The 10,015-nt window shown below is 72.9% G+C and carries 7 protein-coding genes; 4 read left to right on the top strand and 3 right to left on the bottom strand.

The annotated features are described in order from the left end of the window. Positions 1-131: 131 nt before the first annotated feature. Complete coding sequence (locus ACFV9Q_RS17240) at positions 132-2,090, bottom strand: protein kinase (protein WP_377235413.1); 1,959 nt, start codon at positions 2,088-2,090, stop codon at positions 132-134. A gap of 184 nt (positions 2,091-2,274) precedes the next feature. Between ACFV9Q_RS17240 and ACFV9Q_RS17235 the strand changes: the two genes are divergently transcribed. Then, positions 2,275-3,348: an adenosine deaminase gene (locus ACFV9Q_RS17235; RefSeq protein WP_377235412.1), complete on the top strand. Its 1,074-nt coding sequence runs from the start codon at positions 2,275-2,277 to the stop codon at positions 3,346-3,348. 132 nt (positions 3,349-3,480) lie between these two features. Further along, entirely contained in the window at positions 3,481-4,530 is a 1,050-nt protein-coding gene (locus ACFV9Q_RS17230; RefSeq protein WP_377235411.1) for a L,D-transpeptidase family protein, read from the top strand. A gap of 75 nt (positions 4,531-4,605) precedes the next feature. On the opposite strand, the gene ACFV9Q_RS17225 is transcribed toward ACFV9Q_RS17230, so the two are convergent. Both ACFV9Q_RS17225 and ACFV9Q_RS17220 read right to left on the bottom strand, forming a co-directional pair. Then, on the bottom strand, positions 4,606-5,814 hold the full coding sequence (locus ACFV9Q_RS17225) for a UDP-N-acetylmuramate dehydrogenase (RefSeq protein ID WP_377230690.1): 1,209 nt from the start codon (positions 5,812-5,814) through the stop codon (positions 4,606-4,608). A gap of 156 nt (positions 5,815-5,970) precedes the next feature. After that, positions 5,971-7,209: an MFS transporter gene (locus ACFV9Q_RS17220; protein WP_377235410.1), complete on the bottom strand. Its 1,239-nt coding sequence runs from the start codon at positions 7,207-7,209 to the stop codon at positions 5,971-5,973. A 111-nt stretch (positions 7,210-7,320) separates the two neighbouring features. On the opposite strand from ACFV9Q_RS17220, the gene ACFV9Q_RS17215 reads away from it, so the two are divergent. After that, the gene (locus ACFV9Q_RS17215; protein WP_285100941.1) at positions 7,321-8,445 is read left to right on the top strand and encodes a LacI family DNA-binding transcriptional regulator; all 1,125 of its coding nucleotides are present in this window, start codon (positions 7,321-7,323) and stop codon (positions 8,443-8,445) included. Between the two features lie 112 nt (positions 8,446-8,557). Continuing rightward, complete coding sequence (locus ACFV9Q_RS17210; protein ID WP_377235409.1) at positions 8,558-9,898, top strand: C39 family peptidase; 1,341 nt, start codon at positions 8,558-8,560, stop codon at positions 9,896-9,898. Positions 9,899-10,015 lie beyond the last annotated feature (117 nt).

Raw genomic sequence — 10,015 nt, 5'->3', positions numbered from 1 at the left:
TGTCCCTCCCCGCTTGTCCCCCCCTGCGCTCCCCCAAAGGACCCCCTCAAAAGATCTAGACAACAATCCCTTGTTCCCCCCCCTCCCCCCCCCCCGGGCCGTCCGGCATGCCGGCTGCCGGCCCAGCAGGCCTAGCGGCTGCCGCCGGGCAGCGTGGTGCCGCCCTCCGCCTGACCGCCGCCTGTCGGGTTGGTCGAGGGCTCGACCGGGGTGGTCGGCTCGTCCGTCGGCTCGTCCGTGGGCTCGTCGGTGGGTTCGTCCGTCGGCTCGTCGGTCGGCTCGTCCGAGGGCGTGACGCTCGGCGTCGGCGTCGGGGTGGGAGTCGGCGTCGGGGTCGGCGTGGGCGTCGGGGTGGGAGTCGGCGTCGGGGTCGGAGTCGGCGTCGGGGTGAACTCCGGCGGCGGCGCCACCTCGTCCGTCTCGCTCGGCGTCGGGGAGGCCGACGGCGTCCGCGACGGCTGCTGCGTCGACGGGCTCTCGCTCGGCGTGAGCGCGGGTGTGCCGTTGTTGCCCAGCATGTTCGCGATCACCAGGCCCGCACCGCCGAACACGAGAAGCGCGAACACGATGATCGTGATCACGCGGCCGCGGCCGGTGGTCATCTTCTGCCAGAAGGTCCGCTCCTCCTCCGGCGGCTCCAGCGGCGGTGGCACCTGGGGCGGCACGGCGGCCGCGGCGGTGTCCGCGCCGAGCGCCGCGGCGGCACCGACGGCTCCTGCAGCGCCCACCGCGCCGACCAGCGTGGTGCGGTCGGTGCCCTCGGCCGCCTGGCCCAGCACCATCGTGCCGGACCCTGCGACCGGGTCGATCACCTCGGTACCGCCGGCGCCCACACCGAGTTGCATGGTCTCGCCGCTGGTGCCCATGCGCCCCGCGGGGCCGCCGAGCAGGATCGTGACGGTCTCGCGCATCGACTCGGCGGTCGGGAACCGACGGTTCGGGTCCTTGGCCATGGCCCGGGACACGAGGCGGTCCACGGACGCCGGGACCGCCGCGCGCCGCGCCGACGCCGCGGGGACCGGTGCGTTCACGTGCGCCCGCAGGACGTCCTCCGCCTGCGCCCGCTCGAACGGGGCGTGGCCGGTCAGCGTGTAGTACGCGAGCGCGCCGACGGCGTAGATGTCGCTCCGCGCGTCCAGCGGCTTGCCCCGGGCCTGCTCCGGCGACATGCCGATGACCGAGCCGGCCACCGTGGCGCCGTCGCCCTCGCCGCCGGCGGGCCGGGTGAGCCCGAGGTCCAGCAGCCCGACGGCGAACGTGCCGTCCGGGCGCTTGTCGACCATCACGTTGCGCGGCGCGATGTCCCGGTGCACGAGACCCGCGGCGTGCACGGCGGCGAGCCCCTCCAGCAGGCCGTCGATGATCATGAGCGCGTCCCGCCAGGGCAGGCCGCTGTCCCCGGCGTAGTCGGACAGGGAGATGCCCGGCACCCGGTTCATGACGGTCCACGGGACGCTCGCGCCGGCGACGTCCTCCTCGCCGGAGTCCAGCACCTTCACGACGCCCGGGTGCGTGACGAGCGCCGACGCGTCGACCTCGCGCTGTAGCGAGGCCCGCGCGTTGCGGTCGTCGACCAGGTGCGGGTGCAGCACCTTGACCACGAGGGGCCCGTCGAAGGGGTCGGCCTCGGGCTCCGCGGGTCCGGCGATCTCCGCCGTGGCGTCGGTGTCGACGTCGGCGTCCGCGTCGGTCTCGTCGCCGGGCTCGGGCACGCCGTCGGCGGCGGGCTCGGAGCCGGCGCCGTCGTCCGCACCGGACCCGGCCTCACCGGAATCGGACGCACCGGCCGTGGTCTCGCCAGGCTCCGCGTCCGCGGCCTCGCCCGGCGCACCGGCCTCGCTCTCGCCGGCCCCGTCCGAACCGTTCGAACCGTCCGCGCCGTCGCCGTCCGCGGAAGCGCCCGTGGCGACGTCGGAGTCCTCGTCGTCGCCCGTCGCGGGCTCCGGGACCGCTACCCGCTGCGCGTCGTAGACCGTGAACGTCGCCCCAGTGCCGAGGACGTCGACGAGCTCGTACTTTCCGCCGAGCACGACGTGCACCGGGAGGTCTGCCGCGTCGGCCTCGGTCTCACCCGTGTTGTTCTCGTTCACTGGCTCACCGGTGTCCATGGTCGCGCATCAAGCAAATCAGTCATTTCGGCTATCTGGGGCATGTTCTTCTCAGGATACGTAGCGGAGCGCGCGCGCACCAAAGATGGGCGGCGCGGATGTGTGAGTAGTGCGGAGTATCACGATCGCGGCTGCCACCGGACCACTGCTTTGCCACACTACGCAGATGCGAGACCTCGCACTTCTCCCCAAGGCGCACCTCCACCTGCACTTCACCGGATCCATGCGGGTGCCGACACTCGTCGACATGGCGGCCGCGTACGGCGTCCGGCTGCCCGAGGCGCTCATCGACAACGACCCCCTGCGCCTGCCCGCCACGGAGCGCGGCTGGTTCCGCTTCCAGCGCCTGTACGACGCCGCCCGCGCGTGCGTGCGCTCCGAGGCCGACATGCGCCGCCTGGTGAACGAGGCGGCGGCCGACGACGCCGCCGAGGGCTCCGGCCGGCTCGAGATCCAGGTCGACCCCACGTCCTACGCGCCGTTCGTCGGCGGCATCACACCGGCCGTCGAGATCGTCATCGACGCCGCCCGGGCCGCGAGCGCCGAGCACGGCATCGAGGTCGGCGTGATCATCGCGGCGTCGCGCATGAAGCATCCGCTCGACGCGCGCACGCTCGCCCGGCTGGCCGCCCGGTACGCGGGTGACGGTGTGGGCGAGGTCGTGGGCTTCGGGCTGTCGAACGACGAGCGCCGCGGGGACACGTCCCAGTTCGGCCCCGCGTTCGACATCGCGCGCCGGGCCGGGCTGGCCGCGGTGCCGCACGGTGGCGAGCTGCTCGGGCCCGACCACATCAGCGAGGTCCTGCGGGAGCTGGTCCCGGACCGGATCGGGCACGGCGTCCGCGCCGCGGAGGACGAGCGCGTCCTGGCGGAGATCGTGGACCGCGGTGTCGCGCTGGAGGTGAACCCCGGCTCGAACCTCGGCCTGGGCGTGTACGGAGAGGCGGACGAGGTGCCGCTGCGCGCCCTGGTGGACGCGGGCGCCGTCGTCGCGCTCGGGGCCGACGACCCGCTCCTGTTCGGGACACGGCTCGTGGACCAGTACACGATCGCGCGGGACGCGCACGGGTTCACGGACACGGAGCTGGCGGCACTGGCGGGCTCGTCGATCCGGGCCAGCCGGGCGTCGTCGTCGACCAAGGCGCGGCTGCTGGCCGACGTGGACGCGTGGCTGCTCGCGCCCGATCCCGCCGAGACCCGGCACGCCCTCCCGACGGGCGGGTCAGTCACGATTGGGTGACGATCGACCGACCCAACCATCTTGATCCGGCGTGCGTCGGTCATGGATAAAGGACACTCACGAGGGGACGACGTCGTCTCGTGTGTGCGGTGCCGCGCCACCCCCAGCAGGTGCGGCCGAGGAGGAGTCACGATGCGGGTTGTGCACAGCAGGTCGAACCACGGCACGGACAGGATCCACGTGGGCAGGCGGGTCGTGAGCGCGTTGGGCGCGGTGGCGCTGACGGCGACCCTGCTCGCCGGTTGCGGTGACGACCAGGAGCCGCCGGCGGGGGCGGACGGGACGACGAGCTCGCCGAGCGCCTCCGCGTCCGAGGAGAGCTCCCCCACCCCGGAGCCCAGCGCGAGCACGCCGTCCGAGGAGCCGGAGCCGAGCGGGTCGCCGTCCGAGAGCGCCGGCGAGGGCACGGACGACTCCGGTGCGGGCGCCGACGACGGTTCGGCCGATGGCGCGGACGAGGGCAAGGGCGACGACGGCAAGTCCGACGAGGGCAAGTCCGACGGCAAGGGCAGCTCGCAGGACGAGGCCGACGGGGACAAGGGCGACGACAAGGGCTCGAAGGACGACGAGCCGAAGAAGCCCGACTACATCGAGTACGGCGAGGTCAGCGACCGCGTGGGCAAGCTGCAGCAGCGGCTGCGGGACCTCGGCTACTTCGTGACGTCGGTCGACGACGCGTACGGCGGCGAGACGCAGCAGGCCGTGTTCGCGCTGCAGAAGGCCGGGGGCCTGTACCGGGACGGGGTGGTCGGCGACGCCACGCTGGCCGCGGCGGACAAGGGCGTGGTGCCGCGGCCGCAGACGTCGTCGGGCAAGGTGCTGGAGATCGACATCGACCGGCAGCTCGTGCTGGCCGTCGAGAACGGCAAGGTCGTCAAGGTGATCAACGCGTCGTCCGGCAACGGCGAGACGTACGAGGCGAAGGGCGCCACCTACACGGCGTACACGCCGCGCGGGTCGTTCGCGGTGTACCGCGAGGAGAACCGGATGTACGCGTCGCGGCTCGAGCTGGGCGACATGTGGCGGCCCAAGTTCTTCACGGGCGGCATCGCGGTGCACGGCTCGGCGTCGGTGCCGGCGTTCCCGGCGTCGCACGGCTGCGTGCGGGTGTCGAACAGCGCGATGGACTGGATCTGGGACAGCTGGGGCGCGCCGTCGGGCACCCCGGTCGTCGTCTACTGAGGCGTCCGTCCACTGAGGCAGACGTCAGACGCTCAGGTCACCCTGGTGACCTGAGCGTCTGACACGTGCGGAGAGCTAGAGGGAGACGCCCACCAGGACGGTCTCCGGGACCAGGGTCACGCCGAACCGGTCGCGGACGCCGTCGCGGACCGCGCGGGCCAGGGCGATGACGTCCTCGGTCCGGGCGCCGCCGCGGTTGGTCATCGCCAGCGTGTGCTTGGTCGACAGCCGGGCCGGGCTGTGCTCCCCCGCCAGGCCGAAGCCCTTGGCGAAGCCGGCGTGCTCGATGAGCCAGGCGGCGCTGGTCTTCACGAGCGTGGGGTCGATGGCGCCGAGGCTCGGCCCGGTGGTCGTCTCCGGCGTCGCGGAGCGGACCGGGTAGCGCGGGGCGTCCTCGGGCAGGTGCTCCAGGTGCTCCACGGGGATCACGGGGTTGGTGAAGAACGAGCCCGAGTTCCAGCGGTCGTGGTCCGGCTCCCCGCCGAAGGTCGGGCGGTCGAGCAGCATGCCCTTGCCGCCACGCAGGCCCAGCACGGTCTCGCGGACGTCCTTCATGGGCGCGCGCTGGCCCACCTCGACGCCGAGGCGACGCGCCAGCTCCCCGTAGCCCACGGGCGCGGACAGCGTGCCGAGCCGGAACTGGAACTGGACGTTCAGCACCACGTAGCGCGGCGACGGGTACCAGGGCGCCCGGGGGTCGCCCTCGCCCCGGATGCCCTCGCGGCCCTCGCCGTGCATGGACTTCTTGAGCAGCGACGTGCGGTACCCGAAGCCCAGCTCGCCGACGGCGAAGGTGCGCACCCGGCGGTCACCCCGGTCCCAGGTGCGGACCAGCGAGACGACGCCCGAGAGCTCCTGGCCGTACGCCCCGATGTTCTGCACGGGGGCGGCACCGACCGTCCCCGGGATGCCCGACAGCGACTCGACGCCGACCCAGCCCTCGTCGACGGCGCGCTCGACCAGCTCGTCCCAGTTCTGGCCCGCCGGCGCGCTGACCACGCCGCCGCCGCACGTGTCGTCCGACTCGACGGTGATCCCGGTGCGGACGTCGCGCACCACGACGCCGCCGAAACCCTCGTCGGCCACCAGCAGGTTGGAGCCGCCACCCACGACGAGCAGCGGCACACCGGCGTCGTCGGCGGCCCTCACCGCCTCGATCAGAGCGGCCTCTTCCTCGGCCTCGACGTACGAGGCAGCCGGTCCACCCACTCGCAGAGTGGTGAGGTCGGCGAGGCTGGGGACCACCGCTTGTGCCTGGACGGTGTCTGCCGGGTATGGGCTCACCGTGCAAGCCTATCTACCCGCAGTGCGGGATTTGTGCACATCTTCGACATGGCGTGGGTGATGTCTGCCAATTCTGGAACCTTTTGGTGTCCGCAGACGTGTTCCCTCCCTGGTTTCCAGGGCCTGGCCTGCGGGAACCCGTTGGCGTGATCCGCGCTACCTCTTCACACCCGCCGCGGTCGGCAGCGGGCGCACGGAGCGTGCCACGACCAGCCCGAGGATCATCGGCACCAGGAGCACGAGCACCGCCAGGCGGTAGCCCGTCTCGTGGGCCACGAGCCCGATGAGCGGCGGCCCCACGAAGAACGCCGTGTACGCGATGGTCGAGACCGCGGCCACCCGCATCGCGGCCCGGCGCGGCTCGTCGGACGCCGCGCTCATGCCCATCGGGAAGCCCATCGCCGCGCCGAGACCCCACAGGGCCACGCCGACGAACGCGAGCCACAGGACCGGGACCAGCGAGAACGTCAGCACACCGACGAACGCGAGCAGCGCCGAGAGCACGAGCACCGGGACGCGCCCGAACCGGTCGATGGCGCGCGTCCCGGCCAGCCGGGCGGTCGTCATCGCGGTGAGGAAGACGGCGAGACCGACCGCGCCCATGCCGTCGGAGGTGCCGAAGCCGTCCACGACCGCGAGGCTCACCCAGTCGTTGGCCACGCCCTCCGTGAGGGCGGCGCTCAGCACCACGAGGCCGATCGCCAGGGTGCGCGGCTCGCCCCAGGCGGCGAGCAGCCCCCTGATGCCCGACGGCGGCGGCGTCACCTCCGCGGGATCGGCGCCGTCCGCGCTGACCGCCCCGGCCGCGCCGTCCGGCCGGGCTGACACGGCGGTGCTCGGCGTGAAGAACCGGGTGGCGATCACGACGGAGAGGAACGCGACGACGCCTGCGGCCACGACGTGCCAGGCGACCGGGAGGCCCACGTTGGCCGCCAGGATGCCGAGGCCGGCGCCGATCACGGTGCCGAACGAGAAACCGGCGTGGAAGATCGGCATGACGGCGCGGCCGAGCCGCTGCTCGACCGCCGCGCCCTCCAGGTTCATCGCGGCGTCCCAGACCCCGGCGCCCACGCCGAACAGGATCAGGCCGCCCCGGACGGCGAGGTGCTGGTCCGTGGCGACGCCGTACCCGGCGACCGTGAGGCCGGCGACGAGCAGCCCCGAGAAGGCCAGGACGGTCCGCGCCGTACCGAACCGCTCCGCGACCAGGCCCGACAGCGGGATCGCGGCGACCGAGCCGATGGACCCCGTGAGCAGGAGGAAACCCATCTCCTGCTCGGAGAAACCCAGCCCGTCCCGCACCGCGGGAAGGCGTGACGCCCAGCTCGCGAAGGCGAACCCACTGGCAGCGAAGACGACGAATACCGCGCGGGCGGCGGCGTGTGCAGTAGGCACGGAACTCCTTGGTGCGATTGAATCTCCCGACCGTAAGCCACAATCTGGGATCAGCCCAGCAGATACCCGGGTCCTGCACCACCGGTGCCCGATGCGAGAGAAGGAACCGCGATGAACCGCCAGACCGTTGGCCGACCGACCCTCGCGAAGGTCGCCGAGCTGGCAGGTGTCTCCGTGTCCACCGCGTCGCTCGCCTTCTCCGGCGCGGGACCGATCACGCCCGAGACCCGGGAGAAGGTGCTGGCCGCCGCCCGCGAGCTCGAGTACTCCGGGCCCAACCCGCTGGGGCGGCAGCTCCGCTCGGGCCGCTCCGGGATCGTGGGCGTGGTGATCGGCGACCAGCTCGGCCGGTCGTTCCGCGACCCGGTCTCCACGCAGGTGCTGCACGGCCTGGTCTCCGCGATCGGCGAGCAGGGGCTGGGCGTGCTGCTGGTGCCCGGGATGCCGCAGGGCGCCACCGCGCAGTCCGTGGGGCTCGCCGCCGAGGCCGGCCTGCCACCCGCCGTCGACCCGCTGGTCGAGGCCGCGGCGATGGACGTGGCCGTGCTCGTGTGGGGAATCCTGGAGGGCGACCCGAACCTCGCGGCGCTCCAGCGCCGGGGCGTGCCGGTCGTGATCGGCGAGGGGCACGAGGTGCCGGGCGTGCCCGTGGTCGGCGTCGACGACCGCCGCGGCGCCGCCGAGGCGGTACGCCACCTGGTCGAGCTGGGGCACACGCGGATCGCGGAGATCGCGCTTCCGTTCGGGCGGGACGAGCGGTCGGGGCTGGTGGACGCCGAGCGGCTCGCCGCCGCGGAGCGCACGCCCACCCGGAACCGGCTGGCCGGGGTGCGCGACGTCATCGAGCCCGTCATGTCGTGGGAGACGCCCGCCTCGCTCGTGGAGCACGGGCGCGACGCCGCCACGGAGATCCTGTCCGAGTGGGCGCCGGCCCGGGACCGTCCGACGGCGATCATCGCCCACTCCGACCTGCTCGCCGCCGGTGCCGTGATCGCCGCGCGCGAGCTCGGCCTGCGCGTCCCCGAGGACGTGTCGGTCGCCGGGTTCGACGGGCTGGACCTGCCGTGGCTCTCCCCCGACGTGCTGACCAGCGTGCACCAGCCGCTCGTCGAGAAGGGCCGCGCGCTCGGCCTGGCCGTCATCGCGCTGCTGGCCGGCGAGGAGCCAGAGTCGGTGACCCTGCCGGTCAGCCTGGTCGAAGGCACGACGACGGGCCCCGTGCCCGACCTGGGATGACACGCCCACTTTCGGGTGACGCCTAAATTGCTTCTGTCCCGATCCCCGCTCTGATAGGGAGGGTCCACGGCCCGCTCACCGAGAGGGGGCCCGGAGGCATGGAGGCAGGGCTATGTCGAGACGAAGAGGACTGCGGACCACGGTGTTCGCACTGGTGGCGACGGGAGCGCTCGTGGTGCAGGCGGGGATCACGGCGAGCGCCGTGCCGGCGGTAGGTGCGCCGGAGGCGGCGGCGTCGGACAACCAGATCACGCTGACCACCTGGGACGGGGTGCGCGACTTCCACGCGGGCAAGACCGCCAACCTGCGGCCGGGCGCCAAGGGCGGGCTCGTGCTGCGCGGCGCCGGCGACACCGTCGAGTACACCGACCCGTTCGGCGACGGCACGCCCGTCAGCTACGAGACGGGCCGCTGGACGTCGCCCGTGGTCGAGGCCGGCTACCTGATCGACGAGTCGGTGAGCTCGTGGAACGCGCACACCCCCACCGGGACCTGGGTGGAGATCGAGTACCGCGGCCGCAAGGCCGACGGGACCTGGACCAAGTGGTTCGTGATGGGCCGCTGGGCCTCGGGCGACGACTTCGCGCCCGCCGACGGCCGCGTGGGCGACATCCACCGCACCTCGGTGAACGGCCAGACCGACGACGACGCGTACCTGTTCACCGACACGTACGTCGCGAAGTCGGGGCACGAGCCGGACGCGTACCAGACCCGCGCCACGCTGTACCGGCCCGAGGGCACCCGGGTGTCTCCGCGGCTCGACGCCGTGAGCACCATGACCAACGAGTACCTGCCCGACGCGCACTACACGGGCACGAGCGACTTCACGCTGGGGCGCGAGGTGGCGCTCGACGTGCCGCAGTACAGCCAGAACATCCACCGCGGCGAGTACCCCGAGTTCGGGGGCGGCGGCCAGGTCTGGTGCTCGCCGACGTCCTCCACGATGGTCATCTACTCGTACGGGCGCGAGGTGCCGGCCGAGGAGCTGGAGGGCATCGAGGCGCCGAACGGCGACCCGCAGGTCGACTACGCCGCGATGAACACCTGGGACTACACGTACGAGGGCGCGGGCAACTGGCCGTTCAACGCGGCCTACGCGAACACGTTCGGCCTGGAGTCGTTCGTGACCCGGCTGCGCTCCCTCGCGGAGGCGGAGAAGTTCGTCGCGGCCGGCATCCCGCTGGTCTTCTCGATCAACTTCGAGGCCGAGGAGATGCCCGAGGCCGGGTACGAGACCGACGGGCACCTCGTGGTGCTCCGCGGGTTCACCGCCGACGGCGACCCGATCCTCAACGACCCGCACGGGGCGACGAACGACGCCGTCCGCGTCGTGTACACGCGGGAGAACTTCGAGCGGGTCTGGCAGACCTCGACGGACGGCCTCACGTACGTCTACCACCCGAAGAACGTGAAGCTCCCCGCCAACCTCCCGGGCGTCACCCCGAACTGGTGACCCCGACCCGTTGAGTGCGGGACATTCGCGCTTCTCTTTGTTTTCAAAGCGCGACCGCCCCCCCCCCCACCATTTTCCTTGCCAGGTCGGTTTCATGGCGGGGTAGTTTTACCCGTC

This window comes from Promicromonospora sp. NPDC059942, assembly GCF_042731755.1.
Classification (GTDB): domain Bacteria; phylum Actinomycetota; class Actinomycetes; order Actinomycetales; family Cellulomonadaceae; genus Promicromonospora.
This window is presented reverse-complemented; position numbering and strand designations above follow the sequence as displayed.